Source organism: Photobacterium lucens, assembly GCF_009873615.1.
Lineage (GTDB): Bacteria > Pseudomonadota > Gammaproteobacteria > Enterobacterales > Vibrionaceae > Photobacterium > Photobacterium lucens.
Map to the genome: position 1 here is coordinate 1 of NZ_SSMG01000438.1, position 19,509 is coordinate 19,509.

At 41.1% G+C, this 19,509-nt stretch carries 17 protein-coding genes; 10 read left to right on the forward strand and 7 right to left on the reverse strand.

Annotated elements, in window-relative coordinates; genetic code table 11:
• Positions 1 to 156: 156 nt before the first annotated feature.
• Positions 157 to 576 (reverse strand): YbaY family lipoprotein, encoded by a 420-nt coding sequence (locus E5A76_RS17675; protein ID WP_053988492.1) that lies wholly within the window; start codon positions 574 to 576, stop codon positions 157 to 159.
• 123 nt (positions 577 to 699) lie between these two features.
• Here E5A76_RS17675 and tesB point away from each other — a divergent pair, with 123 nt between their 5' ends.
• The gene (tesB, locus tag E5A76_RS17680) at positions 700 to 1,557 is read left to right on the forward strand and encodes an acyl-CoA thioesterase II (protein WP_053988493.1); all 858 of its coding nucleotides are present in this window, start codon (positions 700 to 702) and stop codon (positions 1,555 to 1,557) included.
• A gap of 88 nt (positions 1,558 to 1,645) precedes the next feature.
• Here the strand turns inward: tesB and E5A76_RS17685 are convergent, their stop codons facing one another.
• Positions 1,646 to 2,107, reverse strand: coding sequence for an Lrp/AsnC family transcriptional regulator (locus tag E5A76_RS17685; protein ID WP_053988494.1), 462 nt, complete (start codon positions 2,105 to 2,107; stop codon positions 1,646 to 1,648).
• A 161-nt stretch (positions 2,108 to 2,268) separates the two neighbouring features.
• Between E5A76_RS17685 and E5A76_RS17690 the strand changes: the two genes are divergently transcribed.
• Entirely contained in the window at positions 2,269 to 3,339 is a 1,071-nt protein-coding gene (locus E5A76_RS17690) for a PLP-dependent cysteine synthase family protein (RefSeq protein ID WP_053988495.1), read from the forward strand.
• A gap of 340 nt (positions 3,340 to 3,679) precedes the next feature.
• A complete protein-coding gene (gene queC, locus E5A76_RS17695) occupies positions 3,680 to 4,378 on the forward strand; it encodes a 7-cyano-7-deazaguanine synthase QueC (RefSeq protein ID WP_161119734.1) in 699 nt (232 codons plus the stop codon).
• Positions 4,379 to 4,497: 119 nt separating this feature from the next.
• On the opposite strand, the gene prmB is transcribed toward queC, so the two are convergent.
• Complete coding sequence (prmB, locus tag E5A76_RS17700) at positions 4,498 to 5,430, reverse strand: 50S ribosomal protein L3 N(5)-glutamine methyltransferase (RefSeq protein ID WP_008986495.1); 933 nt, start codon at positions 5,428 to 5,430, stop codon at positions 4,498 to 4,500.
• Between the two features lie 53 nt (positions 5,431 to 5,483).
• Here prmB and smrB point away from each other — a divergent pair, with 53 nt between their 5' ends.
• Positions 5,484 to 6,014 (forward strand): endonuclease SmrB, encoded by a 531-nt coding sequence (smrB, locus tag E5A76_RS17705; protein ID WP_008986494.1) that lies wholly within the window; start codon positions 5,484 to 5,486, stop codon positions 6,012 to 6,014.
• 47 nt (positions 6,015 to 6,061) lie between these two features.
• Here smrB and E5A76_RS17710 read toward each other — a convergent pair whose 3' ends face one another.
• Together E5A76_RS17710 and sixA are read right to left on the reverse strand one after the other, a co-directional pair.
• Positions 6,062 to 6,421 carry a hypothetical protein gene (locus E5A76_RS17710; RefSeq protein ID WP_237458740.1) on the reverse strand — a complete coding sequence of 120 codons (360 nt, stop codon included), beginning with the start codon at positions 6,419 to 6,421 and terminating at the stop codon, positions 6,062 to 6,064.
• A gap of 33 nt (positions 6,422 to 6,454) precedes the next feature.
• A complete protein-coding gene (sixA, locus tag E5A76_RS17715) occupies positions 6,455 to 6,925 on the reverse strand; it encodes a phosphohistidine phosphatase SixA (RefSeq protein WP_053988498.1) in 471 nt (156 codons plus the stop codon).
• 340 nt (positions 6,926 to 7,265) lie between these two features.
• Here sixA and E5A76_RS17720 point away from each other — a divergent pair, with 340 nt between their 5' ends.
• Together E5A76_RS17720 and E5A76_RS17725 are read left to right on the forward strand one after the other, a co-directional pair.
• Positions 7,266 to 10,031 carry an insulinase family protein gene (locus E5A76_RS17720; RefSeq protein WP_161119735.1) on the forward strand — a complete coding sequence of 922 codons (2,766 nt, stop codon included), beginning with the start codon at positions 7,266 to 7,268 and terminating at the stop codon, positions 10,029 to 10,031.
• Between the two features lie 93 nt (positions 10,032 to 10,124).
• Entirely contained in the window at positions 10,125 to 10,529 is a 405-nt protein-coding gene (locus E5A76_RS17725) for a hypothetical protein (protein WP_161119736.1), read from the forward strand.
• A gap of 58 nt (positions 10,530 to 10,587) precedes the next feature.
• On the opposite strand, the gene fadJ is transcribed toward E5A76_RS17725, so the two are convergent.
• Positions 10,588 to 12,708 (reverse strand): fatty acid oxidation complex subunit alpha FadJ, encoded by a 2,121-nt coding sequence (gene fadJ / locus E5A76_RS17730; RefSeq protein ID WP_161119737.1) that lies wholly within the window; start codon positions 12,706 to 12,708, stop codon positions 10,588 to 10,590.
• Positions 12,708 to 14,018, reverse strand: coding sequence for an acetyl-CoA C-acyltransferase FadI (gene fadI / locus E5A76_RS17735; protein ID WP_053988503.1), 1,311 nt, complete (start codon positions 14,016 to 14,018; stop codon positions 12,708 to 12,710). Before fadI ends, fadJ begins: the two co-directional genes overlap by 1 nt.
• A gap of 598 nt (positions 14,019 to 14,616) precedes the next feature.
• On the opposite strand from fadI, the gene E5A76_RS17740 reads away from it, so the two are divergent.
• From E5A76_RS17740 to E5A76_RS17755, 4 genes are all read left to right on the forward strand, one after another.
• Positions 14,617 to 15,180: a sigma-70 family RNA polymerase sigma factor gene (locus tag E5A76_RS17740; RefSeq protein ID WP_053988504.1), complete on the forward strand. Its 564-nt coding sequence runs from the start codon at positions 14,617 to 14,619 to the stop codon at positions 15,178 to 15,180.
• Positions 15,173 to 15,892: a DUF3379 domain-containing protein gene (locus E5A76_RS17745; RefSeq protein WP_107164916.1), complete on the forward strand. Its 720-nt coding sequence runs from the start codon at positions 15,173 to 15,175 to the stop codon at positions 15,890 to 15,892. Before E5A76_RS17740 ends, E5A76_RS17745 begins: the two co-directional genes overlap by 8 nt.
• A gap of 262 nt (positions 15,893 to 16,154) precedes the next feature.
• Positions 16,155 to 17,384, forward strand: a complete 1,230-nt coding sequence (locus E5A76_RS17750; protein WP_161119738.1) for an outer membrane protein transport protein — start codon at positions 16,155 to 16,157, stop codon at positions 17,382 to 17,384.
• A 354-nt stretch (positions 17,385 to 17,738) separates the two neighbouring features.
• Complete coding sequence (locus E5A76_RS17755; RefSeq protein WP_107164914.1) at positions 17,739 to 19,076, forward strand: outer membrane protein transport protein; 1,338 nt, start codon at positions 17,739 to 17,741, stop codon at positions 19,074 to 19,076.
• Positions 19,077 to 19,509: the final 433 nt, after the last annotated feature.

Below are 19,509 nucleotides of genomic sequence, written 5' to 3' on the forward strand. Positions count from 1 at the left end.
CTGACTCCGATTGAATATCGAAATCAGGCCTTACAAGCCGCTTAACCGAAATGTCCAACTTTATGGGGTCACATCATTGGGATGGCTTTTCTAAATAAGAAAAAGCCCGATAAATAGCGTTCATCGGGCTTGGTATTTTGATACGTTAGCTACAAATTAGGCTTTTACTAATGGAATATCCACTCGCGTTGTTGTCAAAGGGTCAATGTTCAATGCTTTGGTCGACTGGTTACTAAATAGCAACTTGTCATCCACTTCAATGGTTGCAACAACACGATACGAGGTATCTGGCTGTATCTTACTTTTCATATACTGCAGAGTAAATTCAACCGGTGGCTGAGCACCTTCAGCAAGAAATGAATGTTGACTGATCACTTTTGAACTCATGTTATCTTGTTGAGCCGTTTCGACCAATGACACCACAATACGGGCATTATTAGGTAAAACGATGCGTTCACGATAACTAACCGTTCCCTTTAACGTTCCTATATCACTATCAGTTGGTACAAGGTTGGTACATGCGGTAATAACCAAAACAGCAAGAAGAAGACCAAACCATGTGAAAGAATTTTTCATATTCTTCTCTATTAATCCCTAATCTATATTGCTATAAAGCTCAAATACTAATAAAACCAATCCAATCTATTTGAACTTGATTTCCCAAATCGTACTGATAGTAACATAACTAATGGGGCTTAGATGAGTAAAGAGCTGAACGAACTTCTCAATCTTTTACAATTAGAACAACTTGAACTTGATCTTTTCAGAGGTCAAAGTGAAAACCTTGGGCTACCTCAAGTTTATGGTGGTCAGGTGATTGGTCAATCTTTATCTGCTGCTAAGCAAACGGTTGAGAAAGAACGTTTTTTACATTCATTTCATAGCTATTTTTTGCGCCCTGGTAATCCAGAAAAGCCAATTATCTATGATGTAGAAAAACTGCGTGACGGTAAAAGCTTTAGTACTCGCCGTGTTAAAGCGATTCAAAATGGTGAACCCATTTTCTTCTTAACTGCATCTTATCAAGCAAATGAAGTTGGATTTGATCATCAATCCACCATGCCAAATGTAGCAGGCCCAGAAGGTTTGGCTTCAGAAAGCCAATTAGTGGATGCGATTAAGCAATACTTACCACCTAAGATTGTTGAAACCTTTGGTAAAAAACGTCCATTTGAAGTGCGCCCAGTAACGGTAGTGAATCCTTTAATGCCAACAGCCACAGAGCCAAAACAATACTTGTGGATCAAAGCAAACGGCACCATGCCTGATGATTTAAGTATTCATCATTATATGTTGGCGTATGCATCGGATTGGGGCTTTCTTGTAACAGCACTCCAACCTCATGGTGTGACCTTGTTTAGCCCGAAAATGCAAGTGGCGACTATTGATCATGCAATGTGGTTCCACCGCCCATTTAAGATGGATGAATGGTTGCTTTATGCGATTGACAGCCCATCTGCCAGTGGTTCACGTGGGATTGTCCGTGGTGAGATCTATAACCAAAAAGGTGAATTAGTTGCTTCAGCAGTGCAAGAAGGTTTGATCCGTCAGCGCTAAGCTTGTAATCGCTCATAGTAACGACAAAGGCAGCGAATCAACGCTGCCTTTGTGTTATTTACGTCTTTCTACTGTTACCTAATAACGACTATACAGGTAATGCAGTGGTGTACTTCAATGGCTCCATTGCAAAAGTAGAAGTCACATTGGTTAAGCCTTCAATGCTGTTAACTAGCTTTTTATAGAACAGATCGAATGCCTGCATATCGGCAACTTGCACTTTCATCATGTAGTCGTAATCACCCGCCATACGGTAGAACTCCATCACTTCAGGAAAATCCGATACCGTACTTACAAACGTGTTGTACCACTCTTTAGAATGGTTACTGGTTTTTATCTGGACAAAAGCGGTAAAAGACAAACCTAACTTTGCCGCATCTAATAACGCTACACGCTGGCGTAAAATACCTTCTTCTTCTAATCGCTTTAAGCGCTTCCAACATGGTGTTGTGGTTAAATTTACCGCATCAGCCAATTCCGATAAGGCCAAGGTTGCATCTTTTTGAAGCAATCGCAGTAATGTTCTATCAACACTGTCTAAAGTTGACACTCTTTACCACCCTTAAATCATAAAGTAGAAAAATTTTCTAAATTTTATCGTTTTTCTGCAAAACAAAGCAAAGATTTTTCCTTTGATATTGGTAATATAATTGTTAAGCAAAACACATAAAAACAACAACAATAATAAATAAGACAAGTAAGGTTATTAGCATGACACAAAAAGATAACAACCAATGGGTAAACAACGCGATCCGTAAAATTGATGCGGATTACCAACGCTCAGCAGATACCCACTTAATCAAATTAGAATTACCAAGCTTAGACGGCATCGATATTTACCTAAAAGATGAAAGCACTCACCCAACTGGCAGTTTAAAACACCGTCTAGCACGTTCTTTGTTCCTTTATGCCTTATGTAATGGCTGGATCAAAGAAGGCACAACGATCATTGAATCATCGTCAGGTAGTACAGCTGTTTCTGAAGCCTACTTTGCCCGTTTATTAGGCTTGCCTTTTATTGCAGTTGTACCACGTAAAACGGCCCGTAAGAAAATTGAACAAATCGAATTTTACGGTGGTAAAGCCCACTTTGTAGATTCACCAGCAGCTATTTATGACGAATCTCGCCGTTTAGCCAAAGAGCTAAATGGTCACTACATGGATCAATTTACCTATGCTGAACGCGCCACCGACTGGCGTGGTAATAACAACATTGCTAACAGTATTTTTGATCAAATGAAGTTAGAGCGCTTCCCTGTGCCAAGCTGGATTGTAATGAGCCCAGGTACAGGCGGTACATCAGCCACCATCGGTCGCTATATTCGTTACCAAATGCAGCCAACTCAATTATGTGTGGTTGATCCTGAAAATTCTGTGTTCCATGACTACTTTATGCAACGTGACAACACAATCACAGGTAATACAGGCAGTCGTATTGAAGGTATTGGTCGTCCACGTGTAGAGCCTAGTTTTATTCCTGATGTGATCGACGAAATGCGCAAAATCCCAGATGCTGCCAGTGTTGCCACAGTGCATTGGTTAGAACGCATTATCGGTCGTAAAGCAGGTGCATCAACAGGAACTAACCTCTTTGGTGTATTGCAAATTGCCGCTGAAATGAAAGCACGTGGTGAAACAGGTTCAATCGTAACGCTACTGTGTGATAGCGGTGAACGTTACCTTGATACTTACTACAACGCAGAATGGATTAAAGAAAACATCGGTGATTTATCCGCTTATACCGAGAAACTCGAACAACTAGAACATTCAGGTCAATGGTAAGCACCATTTAACCAAACGCTATAAGAACAGCCCCTTGGGGAGGTTAGCCACAGCGCCTCCCCCTCCTTTTTAAATTTGTGTCTGTGTTGCGTTGAACTAGAAAATACAAGCACTGCCTTAGCTTGCTTTTTCGTTACAGTGATTCGCATTTCGCCGTACTTTATGTGCGGCTTTTTTTTACCTGTTATTCGACACATTAATCGCTTTACTCGTTTAGAGCGGAAACAACCAGATCAAAAACTTTGCACAACTCAGCAGCTGAGTTAGCATAAGAGCCACGTTCAACTGAATGTCTTTCTACCGACTGTTTCTCGGTAATATTCAATAAAGGATCACCTCAATGTCAAAAGCTGTTGTTGTCTTCAGTGGCGGTCAAGATTCGACGACTTGCCTTATCCAAGCCCTTGCTCATTACGATGAAGTACATTGTATTACTTTCGATTATGGTCAACGCCATAAGCTTGAAATTGAAGTTGCTGAAGCGATTGCAAAAGATCTTGGTGTAACAGCCCATAAAGTGATGGATGTTGGTTTATTAAATGAGCTTGCGATCAGTTCACTGACTCGTGACAACATTACTGTTTCTCATGAGCTTCAAGCAAACGGCTTACCTAACTCATTTGTACCTGGCCGTAATATTTTATTCTTAACCCTCGCAGGTATTTACGCCTACCAAATTGGTGCAGAAACCGTGATCACAGGTGTCTGTGAGACTGATTTTTCTGGCTACCCTGATTGCCGTGATGAGTTTGTAAAATCGCTGAATCAATCACTTGTACTCGGTATGGATCGTCAACTTAAAATCGATACACCGTTAATGTGGTTAAACAAAGCTGAAACATGGGCACTAGCCGATCAATACGGCAAACTAGATTACGTGCGAGAGAAAACACTGACATGCTATAACGGTGTTATCGGCGATGGTTGTGGCGATTGCCCATCATGTGATTTACGCCGTGCAGGCTTAAATGATTACTTGGATCATAAAGAGACTGTAATGAACGCGCTTAAGGAAAAGCAAGCGAAGCATCAAGCATAAGCTCATAAATAATAAATAAAAAAAACGGCATGATATTACTGCATCTTTATTAAGACCTACCAGTAACCTCATGCCGTTTTTGTTTGATCAGTGCCCTAAAATAAGACGCTGTTCAATCATTAGTCGCGGTAAAGTGCGAAATCTTCAGCGCAATCTACTAGCTGCTGACGAGTTAACATGAACACACCGTGACCGCCATTATCAAACTCAAGCCATGTGAATGGAATATGCGGGTATTGCTCTTCCATGTGGATCATTGAGTTACCCACTTCACAGATCAGAATACCGTCTTCTTTTAGGTAATCTGGTGCATTAGCAAGAATACGACGAACTAACTTAAGACCGTCAGAACCTGCCGCTAAACCAAGCTCTGGCTCATGGCGGAATTCATCTGGTAAGCTGTCCATATCTTCTTGATCCACATACGGTGGATTCGTTACCAATAGATCGTATTTATCTTTTGGTACATCACGAAGCAGATCTGAGCGAAGTGGGATCACTTGTTGCTCTAAACCATGATCAGCGATATTCTGCTCAGCCACTGCTAACGCATCTGGTGAGATATCAACAATATCGACTTCCGCTTCAGGGAACATGTGCGCACAAGCAATACCAATACAACCACTACCCGTACATAAGTCCATAATACGTGTAGGCTCTTGGCTTAAGAATGGTTCGAAACGGTTTTCGATTAGCTCACCAATTGGCGAACGTGGAATTAATACACGCTCATCAACAAAGAACTCCATACCACAGAAGTATGCAATATTTGTTAGGTATGACACTGGTGTGCGCTCGTTAATACGACGAATAACACGCTCAACAATACGATGACGTTCGCTGCTCGTTAAACGAGAATCACGCACTTCAGGCGGTACATCTAAAGGTAAGTAAAGCGTTGGAAGTACAAGCTGAACAGCTTCGTCCCACGCATTATCTGTACCATGACCATAAAAAAGACCTGCAGCATTGAAACGGCTTACCGTCCAACGTAACATGTCTTGCAATGTGTGAAGTTCGTTGACAGCTTCGTCGACAAAAATCTTATCCAAAATAGCCTCCGAAAAACGCGACATTACCGCTATATAGTTGTTGGAATTTCATTATGAGTAAAAAAGATCCAAACTTTGATGAAGAGATGGCTCTCTTCAAAGATGCGATAAAAGGCGTAAAAAAGTTGTCGCATGATACCATAATCACGCCACGCAAACAGACTTCAAAAGCCGATAAAACAAAAGTCATGGGTAAAGAAACCCAAAACCATGAATTTTATTTCTCAGATGAGTTTGAACCACATCTGAGTGAGAATGGCCCAGTACAATACGCCCGTGATGGTGTATCTAAGTATGAAGTAAAAAAATTACGTCGTGGCGTTTATGTGCCTGACATTTACTTAGATATGCATGGTATGACGCAGCAAGAAGCCAAAAGAGAATTAGCAGCAATGATTGCCGCATGTATTAAAGAGAATGTGTCTTGTGCTTGCGTTATGCACGGCATTGGCAAACACATTTTGAAACAGAAAGCACCGATGTGGTTGGCGCAACATCCTGATGTATTAGCCTTTCATCAAGCCCCACTAGAATTCGGTGGTAATGGTGCGCTACTGGTATTGATTGAAGTGCCTGAGCGTTAACCCAACAGCGAGTAAGACATAATTATTCTTACTCGCCTGTTTTACCGTTAGTAAGCAGGCTTAACCATATGACCTACTTTCACCACTTTGCCGCCATTAAACAGCGTCACTTCGCCTGTGGCGCAAATTTTTAATCGACGTTTAATCACCGTTTCATCATAAAAGTATTCACAATCATCATTACGCGCACTATCAATACGCGCAAAAATCATGACGGGCCCTTCGCTGATGGAATTAGAGTAATTTGCAAATGTCAGCGTGCTTCCAGTACTAGAAACGTGCATGCCCTCTCGCTTGCCATCTGACCACTTAATCATCCCGTTAGCAGAAATACGTACAGGCTCTGCTGTGGTGCATCCCATCAGCAACAGTGATGCAAACAAAGTGATCATTACATTTCTAATCATGGTCAATACTTACCTATCTTCACTGAAATAAAATTATTGAGGAACCTGTTGCCAAGCAAGCTCTGCAACATCGCTGGCAGGATCATAATCAATGGCAGCAATGGCTGAAGTTGTAAACATCAGTGGCTGTAAGCCTGCAACTAACTCCGCAGTTAAGTAGCCCACTAAAGGCAGATGCGACACAATCAGTACCGATTGCGGCTTTTTAACACTGATCATCGCTTTTAGATAATCAACCACCGTTTCAGCGTCACCATACGGCGTAATTTCATCTGATACTTGTACATCAATGGCATCTGCCAATGAAGATTCCATACATTGCCATGTTTGTTGCGCTCGTAAATATGGGCTAACTAGTACCATATCTAATGGCTGTACCAATTGCTGGGACAGCATCTCAGCCATTTGTGTTGATTGGCGTGAACCGCGCTCTGTCAACGGGCGCTCAGCATCACTGGCTGCAAAGTTTTCAGCTTCACCGTGACGCATAATATAAATTCGCATAAGTTTCCGTTTCTCTCTGTTCAAACAGCATCGTTCATCAGCACTAATATGACGACCATTTTATTACTAATTGGTATGCTAATGCATTCTTTTCAACTTATCTCTTTCCATGCTAGCAACTCCCCATCGCATCACATAATCCTTCAACCATTTTAATAACGGAACCGTGACAAAGTTAGCCAACCTGACTAAATCTTCACCATAAATACAATTCCTCCTTGACGTAACATTTTTTGTGATCGCCTCATTGCACAAATAAATAAACTTAACTATCAGTTTGCCAGTCCGTACATTGGAGGTCATAATTGATTCAATTCTCCTTTAAAAATAGGCTCTTCCCGTGCATATAAGCCCAAATGATCACAAGCAGTATCGCTATCTCACTTTAGCGAATGAGCTACGCGTGTTGCTAGTTCATGATGCTGAAGCGCCTCGCTCTGCCGCAGCTTTGTCCGTCGAAATCGGTCACTTTGATGATCCCATCGATCGTCAAGGTATGGCGCATTTTCTTGAGCACATGCTATTTCTAGGTACAGAAAAATTTCCTCGTGTTGGGGAATTTCAAACCTTTATTAATCGCAGCGGTGGTAGTAATAACGCATGGACAGGCACAGAAAACACCACGTTTTTCTTTGAAGTTAGCCCGCATGCTTTTGAAGAAGGATTAGATCGTTTCGGTCAATTTTTCACCGCACCATTATTTAATGAAGAAGCCGTTGATAAAGAGCGACAAGCTGTTGATTCTGAATATAAACTAAAAATCAAAGATGACGTTCGTCGCCTCTATCAAGTACAAAAAGAAACAATTAATCCTGAGCACCCATTTTCTAAATTCTCAGTCGGTGATTTAACCACGTTAGAAGATCGTGACGGTAAATCTGTACGTGAAGATCTACTGGCTTTCTACCACCAGCATTACTCTGCTGATGTAATGGGATTAGTACTGCTTGGTCCTCAGTCATTAGATGAACTAGAACAATTTACCAATGCATTCTTTAGTCATATCCCTAAAACAGAAGTGGTAAAAACACCGCTGACAACACCGTTTGTGACTGAAAACGAAAAGCAGCAATTTATTCAAATTGAGCCCATTAAAGAATTACGTAAGTTAACACTGTCGTTTTCACTGCCTTGCGTCGATGAGTTCTATACCAAGAAGCCGTTATCCTATATAGCCCACTTATTAGGTAATGAAGGTCAAGGTAGTTTGATGTCTGTGCTTAAAAAGCGTGGACTGATCAACACCTTAACCGCAGGTGGTGGAATCAATGGCAGTAACTTTAGAGAATTCACGGTTGGCTTGAATCTTACTCCTAAAGGACAAGATCACATTGATGACATCGTCACCAGTGTTTTTCAATACCTCAAACTTATCCAACAGCATGGCTTAGCTGAATGGCGTCAGCAAGAAAAGAAAGCAGTGTTAGAAATGGCATTTCGCTATCAAGAGAAAAGTCGCCCACTTGATACCGTCAGCTATTTAGTGTTGAACCTATTGCATTATAAGCCTGAAGATATCATCTATGGCGACTACATGATGGAGCAATATGATCAACCATTAATCGAGCAACTGCTTGATTACTTAGAGCCAAGTAATATGCGCCTAACACTGGTTGCCCAAGGTGGAGACTATGATCGTACAGCACAATGGTACGACACGCCTTATTCAGTCACACCGTTTACTGATGAGCAAAAAGCTTTATGGCAACACGTTGCGCTTGATCCTGAACTTACACTCCCAGATCCTAATCTCTACTTGTGTGAGAGCTTTGATCCTCTACCGCTTGAAGCCGGATCTGAGCTGCCACCACAATTGATCCAAGATCTACCAGGATTCCGTTTATGGTATAAACAAGAGCATGATTTCCGAGTACCTAAAGGTATTGTTTATGTTGCGATTGATAGCCCACATGCGGTTAGCTCGCCACGTAATATCGTCAAAACTCGTCTTTGTGTCGAAATGCTCTTAGAGGCCATTAACGAAACCGCTTATCCAGCTGAGATTGCGGGGATGTCTTATAACCTGTATGCCCATCAAGGTGGTGTAACACTGCAATTATCTGGCTTTAGTGAAAAGCAGCCATTATTAATGAAGCTTATCCTTGAGCGTTTTGCTGGTCGTAGTTTTGATAAAGATCGCTTTACTAATATTAAGGCGCAAATGTTACGCAACTGGCGAAACGCAGCTGAAGATAAACCGATTTCTCAGCTTTTCAATCAGTTAACAGGGTTATTGCAACCGAACAACCCGCCGTATCCGGTGTTAATTGAAGCACTAGAATCAATAGAGCTAGATGAGCTTCCAAGCTTTGTTGAAGAGATGTTTGCCGAACTTCACATCGATACGTTTGTCTATGGTAACTGGCTGAAAAAAGATGCATTAGCGTTAGCTGAAACACTAAAAGATGCATTCCGTGTCACCGACCAGCTCTACGGTGAGTCACAGCGCCCACTCGTACATTTAGAGGATTCTGGCACCCTCACTTACGAGCTTGATTGTAACCATGAAGATTCAGCGATCTTGATGTATTACCAATCTCAGGAAACAACGCCAGAGCAGATTGCGATTTACACCTTAGCGAATCACTTAATGTCGACCACCTTCTTCCATGAACTGCGTACTAAACAGCAGTTAGGTTATATGGTCGGTACTGCGAATTTACCGCTAAATCGTCATCCAGGGTTGATCTTATATATTCAATCCCCTGTTGCCGATCCAGGTTACTTACTTGAAGCTATTGATGACTTCACCAATGCTTTTGCGTTGGTTTTATTAGAGCTTAATGAAGCGCAATGGCAAGCCAGTAAGCAAGGTTTAATTGCACAAATTTCTGAGCCTGACACTAACCTCAGAGCTCGCGCACAGCGCTTCTGGGTTAGTATTGGTAATAAAGATGAAAGCTTTAATCAACGCCAACGTGTAGTTGATGCGCTAGAAAAACTTGATCGGGTTGATATGATCAAATTCATCGTTGATACCATCAAACCACGCACAGCAAATCGCTTAGTGATGTACTACAAAGGCAATGCGCATAGTGATTCTGAAGCGTTAGATATCGGTCAGCCAATTGAGTCCGTGGCTGATTTTCAAAATAAGGCTTACTAACAACTGATAGTTATATAACCGACTGTAATAACACGTCTAATTTTTAAGACGCTTGTATAAATAAAGAGCCACTTTTACAAATAAAGATAAAATGTGGCTCTTTTAACAACTTTTTATTGGCAATTTACCCTACCTATCCCCCATACTTCATTCATCACCCAAGCAAATACCATTGCTATGCATTTGATTGCTAAGCATTTATTAAGAGTATTAACCGTGACGAAATATTGTCCTCATTGTCATAAGGCATTTGAAGTGCCAGCGATGTCAGCCTACGACGAGCATTTTGATTGCCCAAATTGCGGTATAGCATTAATGCACAATGAAAAAGATATTTTTATTTACGCGATTGTATTTATCGTTGCGATAACCGTACCGCTCATTACACTTTTTAAAGTAAACAGCTTTATTGCCATCGCTATTGCTTTGGTTGGCTACCGTTTACTTCGCCCATATTTTTTTGAGCCAAGGTTTCGTATCAAGCACATTAGCGAATAATAAAAAAACCGATGCCTATTACCAGCATCGGTTTTTATTTTTTTAGTAGATGTGCCAATCAGTAAAAGGTTTGTTCTTCTTTCGCCATTGCTAATAATCGCTCACAAGGTTTGAACCGATCTCCATATTTATCGGTGTACTCGTTAAGCATATCGACAATACGTGTGATACCAATATGATCCATGTAGCGGAATGGTCCACCTAAGAATGGTGGGAACCCGATACCGAAAATCGCACCAATATCGCCATCACGGGCAGAGCGGATCACCCCTTCATCTAAACAACGAGCCGCTTCATTTAACATCATTAAACTACAGCGCACTGCAATTTCTACTTCAGATTCTTTAGCTTTTGGTTCGATACCAAGCAACTGATAAACCGATTTATCCACTTCTTTTTTCTTCGTATCATAACGATAAAAGCCTTTTCCACTTTTACGTCCTTTACGGTTATCTTTTAGCAATAAGTCAAACACATCAGGCGCTTCAAAACGCTCGCCTAATTCAGCCAATAAAATCGGGCTGATCTTAGCGCCAATATCAACACCAACTTCATCAAGTAAAGTAATAGGTCCAACTGGGAAACCAAAGTTAAGTAAAGCCTCATCAATATGTTCGATTGGCTCACCACTTAACAGGACTCTTGCCGCCTCATTCATATAGGGAGCCAAAATACGGTTAACGTAGAATCCTGCTTTATCACCTACTACAATTGGCGTTTTACCTTGTTTTTTAGCCAGCGCGACAACTGTAGCGATTGTTTCTTCTGATGTTCCCGCTCCTGTTTCTGTCCCTTGGTGTGGGATCACCTCAACCAATGGCATTTTTTCAACAGGACTAAAATAGTGCAGACCCACCACATTTTCGGGACGCTCTGCGGCTTGTGCGATTTGATGGATAGGCAGTGAAGAAGTATTGGTGGCAAAGATAGTGGTTGATTTGGCGTTAGCTTCAACATCTTTAACCATTTGGTGTTTCAATGATAAATCTTCAAATACCGCTTCAACAACTACATCAGCTTTGTCAAAACCCGTAAAATCAATACCGCCACTCAAACTCAGCATGTGTTTTTGTAACTGTGCTTTTGAGATGATTTTACGTTTTCGCTGCTTCTCTAAAATTTTATAGTTATATGAAAGCGCATTTAAAATGCCATCATTGCTGATGTCTTTTATTTTAACAGGATACCCAGCCTTCATAGCCGAAACATGGCTAATACCGCCACCCATTAAACCGCCACCTAATACAGCAATACGCTTTATCGTATTAGGCTCAGCATCAGAGCCTGTTTCTTTTTTCATGGCTGTGGTTGCAAAAAAGATACTGCGTAATGCCGCTGATTCTGGCGACATAACCAGCTCACCAAACACTTTGGCTTCTTGCTCTAATCCTTTTTCTATTCCATGTTGTAAGCCATATTTTACAACCTCTAAAATGGCATCAACGGCAGGATAATTACCACGGGTTTTCTCATGGGCTTTTTTAGCTGCTTGATCAAACACCACCGAGCGACCAAGCGGGTTGCCGCCTAGTGCCCAGTTTTGCATTGATGATTTACGTTGCAGTTTAGACGATAAAGCCAATTGTTCAGCCACATTAAGCAAAATGCTTTCAGGTACCATTTGATCAACAACGCCTAATTTTTTCGCTTTTTTCGCACGCAGTTGCTTGCCCGATAAGATCATATCTAATGCATTAGCAACTCCAATTAAGCGAGGCAATCTCTGTGTACCGCCAGAGCCTGGCAACAAACCTAGTTGCACTTCAGGCAAACCTAAACGAGTTTTATCATCATCACTACATACTCGAGTATGACAAGCTAAAGCAAGCTCTAATCCCCCACCTAAACACGGACCATGAATAGCAGCAACAACATGAAATGGCAATTGTTCTAGCTGGGCAAATAGCTGCTGGCCAGTTTGTGCTAATTCTTGCGCTTGCTCTGCTGTTTCACAAGCAGCCAGCATATTGATGTCAGCGCCTGCAACAAAATTATCAGCTTTACCTGAATAGACCACCATGCCTTTCACATCCGAGCGTTGTGCTAACTCTTCAAAAACGGCTCCGATTTGGGTTGAAAACTCTGCTTGTAAGGTGTTCATTTTCTCATTAGGCACATCGATTTTAAGCCAAGCAACACCATTATCACTGTGCGATAAACTAAATGCAGATTGTGTCATTATTCAGCCTCCAAAATCATTGCCGCGCCTAAACCACCAGCAGCACAAGCAGTATTTAATGCAAAACCACCACCACGACGTTTTAACTCATTTAAGGTTTGAGTGATCATACGTGCGCCCGTTGCCGCAAATGGATGACCATACGCTAGCGAGCCACCTAGCACGTTAAATTTATCCATATCAATGTCGCCAATGGCATCAATACGTCCTAATTTCTCACGAGCAAACTTGGTTGAAGCAAACATTTTTACATTCGCCAATGTCTGCGCTGCAAAGGCTTCATGCATATCTATTAAGGTGAGATCAGAGAGATTTAACCCGGCACGATCAAGGGCTAACGGCGTGGCATAAGAAGGTCCCATTAGCATATCGGTTTCAACACCAATAGCAGAGAATGCGTAAGATCGGATATAGCCTAGCGGGGTTAATCCAAGCTCTTTTGCTCGCCCTTCTCGCATCATTAATATAGCAGCAGCACCATCTGTCAGTGGCGTTGCATTGGCTGCGGTTACGGAGCCATATTGACGATCAAAAGCAGGACGTAATTTCGCATAAGATTCTAACGTTGAGTCTTCTCGGATATTGTTATCTTTATCAATCCATTGACGATATGGCTCAGGGAATGCCGTCATTACCTCATCACGAACTAAACCATCTCGCCATGCTTGTGCAGCTAAAGTATGAGAACGATGAGCAAACGCATCTTGATCTTCACGGCTAATACCATGTGTTTTTGCCATTTGCTCGGCGGTTTGTCCCATGCTTAACCCTGTCGAGTACTCAGCAACCGCTGGCGGAACGGGCATTAAGTCTTTCATACTGAGTGCGCTTAATAGCTTTAAACGTTGAGGCATGGTTTTCGCCTTACTCAAAGCTAATAAGGTTGCCGCCATTCTCTTGCTAACACCAATAGGTAACACTGAAGATGAATCAGCCCCTCCTGCGATGCCAATATCAATCGTGCCAGAAATAATGCTTTCAGCAACATTGGCTGCAGCTTGAAAGCTCGTTGCACAGGCGCGAGTTACACTGTACGCATCGGTATGAATGTTCATCCCCGTACCTAACACGATCTCACGAGCAATATTCGGAGCTTCAGGCATTTGTACTACCTGCCCAAAAACTACTTGTTCAATTAAAGCAGGATCAAAATCGAGCTTTTGTAGCATGTCGTTTACTACAAGCTTGCCGAGATCTAACGCGGGAACCCCATCGAAAGCGGTAGCTTGGCGTGCAAATGGGGTACGTAATCCGCTAATAACAGCAATCCGCTCCCCTTGACGAGTCGTAAGATTCTGGAGACGTGTCATCGCAACTCCTTTTCATTATTTGGCTTAAATTAAGCCTGTAGGCACACCTGTGCACTAGAGGTCAGACCTCATCAATTGTAATTCAAATGTTATAGAATTCAATCAAGTGTTTGAATTTTGCGATATCAATGTCAAATATTGTGATCGATTCTCTCAGTTTTAAAACGATTTAATGCACAATAACGAGGATAATTAAAAAGTACTGAGTGAAATGATAAAAAAGTAAAATGACAGGCAAAAAAAAACCATACCTATTTAGGTATGGTCATAATTTACGCGGAAAGCAATCTGCGCAATGAATAAGTCAATCAACATAAAGTCAATTGCAAATCAGGAAAACCTGATAGGAGAAAGTAAAGTCAGCCTTCAAAAGGAAGTTGTCATCTTGCTCAACAGATAGCTTAACAATAGCCGGTTTTGACACCCACCATCTCGCTATCAGATGACGGAAACAACTATAACGTTCTATAAAATTCAGATTTTGAACCAGATCAATTTTAGTGCTGATTCCCCACTAAAAGAGGAAAAATAACAGCTAATAGCTTATTAACTCTATCTGTTCAGGTGCTTTTAATATGGAATTACGGCGGAAATTGCCATGATCAAAAATTTTTTTGGTAATAAAAAACGAGATCCCTCGGTCTCTTTAGATATGGACAAACAAAGAAGATACGAGGCCCTAGTAAGGGCTTGGCATCGGGATCTCTATCGCTACGCATATTGGCTTTGCCATGATGCTCACATTGCTGAGGATTTGGTACAAGAAACATGTCTACGCGCATGGCGTTCCTTAGATAGCCTACAGGACGATAAGGCAGCAAAAGCATGGTTAATCACGATACTTAGGCGAGAAAATGCCCGTCGGTTTGAAAGAAAACAGTTAGATCTTGTTGATATTGACGACCACGCTATTGCAGATTCTACCCCAAGCGTTGAAAGTAATGCCGATCAGCATCTACTCCAACGTTTAATCATGAATCTTGCACCTGAATATCGAGAACCGCTTATTTTACAAGTAATGGCAGGGTTTAATGGCGATGAAATTGCACAGATACTTGAACTCAACCGTAATACTGTAATGACGCGTCTTTTCCGTGCACGCAATCAGTTAAAAGAACAACTAGAGAACCAATCTCAACAGAGAGGGAATCACAATGGATGAATTAGAATTTAGACGGAGGTTATTAGCCGATCCCCATGATAATGATCCTCAAGTCATTGCATGCAAATTAGAATCTGTAGCCAATAAAAAATTTGCAGATGAATTATTACAACTCGATATGCAGTTAGAAAAAGCCCTGAATATTGATGTACCTGATGACTTAGCAGACAAAATATTATTCCACCAATCAGGAGAGGAAATCGCACAGAAACGATTTAAAAATGTGTGGTCTTACGGTCTTGCTGCCTCTGTTGCTTTTGCTATCGGGATGTATTTTGGTCAGGCTAATTTCAATCCAATTCAAAATACACCAACAGCAATTAATTTAGCTGATATTGCTATTGAACACGTTAATTATGAAGAAAAGTTTGTTAGAAATTTAAATGAAAATGCAACTTTGCAGCAAGTTAACGCTAAATTACAGCCGTTAGGTTCTGAAATTAAAAACCTACCTGGGCATGTGTATTATGTCAATTACTGTGGTTTTGATGGCAAACCATCGCTGCATATGATCATGGATACACCACAAGGTAAGGTTACGGTCTTTTTTGTTCCAACACCAAGTGACGGTATTTCAAATTCAACCGATAGTAAAAGTGAAAGCTTGGTTATGCCTATTCACGATGCCAGCTTAATCATTGTTGGTGACAAAGGTGAAAACCTGATGCCTGTGGCTAAAGAAATTAAGAATAACTTAACTTGGGAAATCTAATCCCTCAACATATCCCTCTCTACTAACTGATTAACGGTGATAATATGTCACCGTTTTTTTATCTCTAACAATTATCGCTAAAACAACCTTAAATAACGACATTTGATACGTAAATCACTATAAATTTCGTTAAAAAGTATTTTTCTTCAAATATAGCACTGGTCTGCTTTGATCTGTCCCTCCATCCCCCTACAATCACCGCAAATTAGCGAAAATAGCTAATAAAAAACAATAAAATATAAAATTAGGAATTATTCTAAGCATGAATAAGAAGCAAATTTTCACTCGTTCAGTTATTACTGCTGCGATCGCTTTAGCCTCTTCACAATCTATGGCAGCAGGGTTTCAGTTAAACGCACAATCTGCGACTGGACTTGGTCGTGCATTCTCTGGTGATGGCGTTATTGCTGACAACGCATCAACAATGGCAAAGAACGCCGCATCAATGACGCTATTTGATGCGCCTGCACTTTCTCTTGGTGTTATCGCAATCGACACTGACGTTAAAGTTAAAGATACCGGTATCCGAACACCTTTAAATCCAAAACGTCCATTACCAATTGATGATGCATCAATTGGCGGTACAAGTTACGCACCAAATATTTACTACATTCAGCCTATTAACGATAAGTTCGCTGTAGGTGCATCACTTTACTCAAATTTTGGTACTAAAACTGAGTTCAACGAAGATTACGCTGCCGATCTATTTGGTGGTATCACTGATGTGAAAAGCGTGAACTTAGGTTTAAGTGCTGCTTACCGTGTTAACCAACAACTGAGCATTGGTGGTGGTTTAGACGTGATTTACGGTAGCGGCAAACTAGAACGTGGCCGTAATAGTCCTCTACTAGGCGGCAAAGATGCAGTAAACATCGATGCCGATGGTGTAGCACTTGGCTTTAACCTAGGTACGATTTACGAATTAGATCAAAATAACCGTTTTGGTTTATCATACCGTTACAGTCCAACACTTGAAGCAAAAGGTGATATCAATTACTTAGGTCGTGACATCGGCAACGAAAAACTAAAAATGCCACTGCCTGATATGGCTGAATTCTCTGGCTTTAACAAGTTAAACGACAAATTTGCCGTTCACTACAGCATTCAATGGATCCGTTGGAGTGAATTCGACAAACTAGAAACCACTGGCGGTACTTTCTCTAAAGCATATGAATGGCAAGACAGCTGGCACTACTCTATTGGTGGTACTTACTACCTAAACAACCAGTGGACGCTACGTGCTGGTTACATGCATGACACCAGTGCACAAAATAAAGAAACATCGATTTCTGTACCTGATTCGGATCGTAACTGGTTATCAGGTGGCTTTAGCTACCATCTAGACAGTAAATCAACCATCGACTTCGGTTTAACTTACCTAATTGGTAAAGATGTAAGTGTTGAAGAATCACAAGCACCATTAGCAACAGTTAATGCAACAACGCGTGCTAACGCATGGCTATACGGCTTACAATACAGCCGTTCGTTCTAATTTCAGCGTACACTTGAACGCTAAAATGATTAAAAGGAGCCGTTTGGCTCCTTTTTTGATCTTTTCTCCATTACCTTCTCCACACTTTCCCTTCTTTTATTCACTCTACACCGCCAATAACTGTTTAAATAACAGTCAAAACAATCACCTTCCTGGTACAGCTGTACGCTGAAAACAGATCAGACCAGATTAAATAGAACAAAAAACAACGGATAAAAAACCACAAATAAATAATTTAATGGAATATTATTCCAATGAATAGAAATCACATCGATAATTTGCCACGTTCTTATTTGATAAGAGTATCATTTGCGACTTAGTTTCAGCGAACAAGTAGCTATACATATATAACAAATGAATAAGAATAAAATTACACTATCGTTAACAGCAGCATTAGCACTAGGCATGAGCACTAACGCTTTAGCTGCAGGTTTTCAATTAGCAGAATACTCAGCAACAGGTCTAGGTCGTGCATTTGCAGGTGAAGCTGCAATGGCGGATAACGCTAGTGCACAATTCCGAAACCCAGCAATGCTAACTTACCTTGATGGTACTCAAGTATCTGTTGGTGCTATTTACGTCGATCCAAATATCGATGTTAAAGGCGATCTTCAAGTAAATGGTCACACTATTGATCAAACTGAAGCTCGTAATATTGCCCACAGTGCTGTTATTCCAAACTTCTACATTTCTCGTCAGTTAAATGACAAAGCCACTTTAGGTTTGGCATTCGGCACTAACTTCGGTATGAGAACTGATCTGGGTACACAATTCTCTGGTTCTATTTTCGGTAACCAAGCTGAAGTGCACACCGTTGAGATCAACCCTAACCTTGGTTACAAAATCAATGATCAATTTAGCGTAGGTGCAGGTGTACGTTACATCATGGCAAAAGGCCACTTTGGTGCAGCTCTGCCAAGCACACTCCCTAAAGCTATCGCAGGTCAACTTCCTCCAGCATACCAATACATGTACAACAAAGGGTTAGCAGGCCAAAACCTGAAATACATGGAAGGTGAAGATAATGCTTGGGGCTGGCAAGCTGGTGCTGCATGGCAAATTAACCCTACCAACCGCATTGGTGTTAGCTACCACTCCGCGGTTAAATTAGATCTTAGCGGTCATGCTAGTGGTTTAGCTTATAAAAACCAAACATTACCTGGTTCATTGCCTTTAGAACTTCCAGCATCAGCTGAAATTGCAAGTTTCCACCAACTTAATGATAAGTGGGCAGTACACGCAAGTGTTAACTGGACAGACTGGAGCAGCTTTGAAAAATTAGAGGCAAACATTCCTGCAATGGGTGGTAACGATCTAATCAAGCAAGAAAACTGGAAGGATAACTACCGTTTCGCTATTGGTACTACTTATCAAGCAACAGAAAAACTAGCACTTCGTTCGGGTATTGCCTACGACACAGCAGCAGTTGATGAAGCGCATCGTACTCAAACCATTCCTGAAACGGATCGTACTTGGCTAAGCCTAGGCGCTGGCTATCAATGGTCTAAAAACCTAACTCTCGATGCTGGCCTAACATACGTTTACGCTAAGAAAGCGCACTTAAACGAAACTGATGGTAAGATCAATGCCATTGCAAGTAGTGCTCTAAAGCAACCAACACAGCTATCATTTGCAGGCACAACCTCTGGCGATGTATGGCTAGCGGGTGTTCAAGCAAGCTACCGTTTCTAAGCTAATACCTCTATATTAGAAATAGATAAAACGCCTCTTTTCATAGAGGCGTTTTTGCATTCTTTTATATCGATAAAATTTCATTTAATTCCAATAAACAGCAAAAAAGTACATTAATTGAGCAAAAAATCATCTAGATCTCATATAACCTATCGTTTATCATTCCTGCGAAGTTGATACTGAAGAGCTCTTTTGAGCTCAGATACCGATTTGAATATTGTAGCTGCACAATATAAATATCAGCCACTACCATAGTATTTCATCATCACTATCCGCCAGTCATCACTCTATCACCACGGATTAATATTCGTCGGTGTATATTTGTCAGTCCGTTTATTCATATTTATCAAGAAATAGAAAGGCTTAAATAGCCCAATAATTTCTTGCGCTCTTTTTTACTTGGATTTTATGAAACAAAAGAAATATTTATTAG